2 protein-coding genes are annotated in these 998 nt (G+C 57.4%); both read left to right on the top strand.

The annotated features are described in order from the left end of the window. Window positions 1-50 precede the first annotated feature (50 nt). Window positions 51-944 carry an IS256 family transposase gene (locus QP970_RS11580; RefSeq protein WP_502870068.1) on the top strand — a complete coding sequence of 298 codons (894 nt, stop codon included), beginning with the start codon at window positions 51-53 and terminating at the stop codon, window positions 942-944. Next, a partial coding sequence (locus tag QP970_RS11795; RefSeq protein ID WP_502870069.1) for a hypothetical protein occupies window positions 895-998 on the top strand: 104 nt, incomplete at its 3' end. The genes QP970_RS11580 and QP970_RS11795, both read left to right, overlap by 50 nt.

The following is a 998-nucleotide window of genomic DNA, read 5'->3' as shown; positions in this document are numbered from 1 at the left end:
GTCAGGAAGTTTGTGTGTGAGGCTCTGATCTAGAAGGAGTTTCACCGATAATGACTACGGTGTCACCGAAGAAAAACCATGACCCGGCGAGGGTCAACGAGATCAGCGAGAAGCTGATGGAAAATCCTGAAATCGCCAGCTTGATCAGCGAGCTGTCGACTTCTGCTGATGATGCAAGCGAGCTGGTCAAAGGCCTGCTGCAGGCATCGATCAACGCTGGTCTTAAAGCGGAGATGGATGCGCATTTGGGCTATAGCCATTGCGACCGCAAGGCCAAAGCGCAGGTGGATACCGCACAGAGCAGCAATCACCGTAACGGGTCCTACACCAAGACCGTCAATTCTGGCTACGGCGCGGTGGAAGTGACCGTGCCCAGGGATCGTGCCGGCACGTTTACTCCTCGGATGGTGCCCAAGGGTGCACGTCGGCTCACAGAGCTCGACGACATGATTATCTCGCTGTACGCCGGTGGGATGACCGTGCGCGATATTTGCCACCATCTCGCAACCACTCTTGGTGTGGATATGAGCCCGGATACGATCAGCACCATTACCGATGCGGTCTTGGACGAGGTCATGATCTGGCAAAACCGCCAGCTCGACGATTTTTACCCGGTGCTCTTCCTCGACGCGCTACGCGTCAAGATCCGTGACGGCCACCGCGTGGTCAACAAGGCTTGCTACATGGCGGTTGGTGTCGACATGGACGGCATCAAGCACATCCTGGGATTGTGGATCGCGGACAGTGAAGGAGCCGCATTCTGGGCATCGGTGTGTGCGGATCTGGCCAACCGCGGTGTCCAAGACGTGTTCATCGTGTGCTGCGACGGGCTTAAAAGGCCTGCCGGAGGCTGTGGAGACAACCTGGCCGAATTCTATGGTGCAGACCTGTATTGTGCACCTGATTCGGGCTGCGAACCGGTGGGTGTCCTACCAGGACCGTAAAGCAGTCTCCCGCGCACTGCGTGAGGTCTACACAGCCGCTAACGAGGACACCGC

The sequence above is a fragment of the Corynebacterium sp. MSK073 genome (genome assembly GCF_030232085.1).
GTDB lineage: Bacteria > Actinomycetota > Actinomycetes > Mycobacteriales > Mycobacteriaceae > Corynebacterium.
Note: the sequence above shows the minus strand (reverse complement) of the source record. Positions and strands in the feature narration are given on the sequence as shown.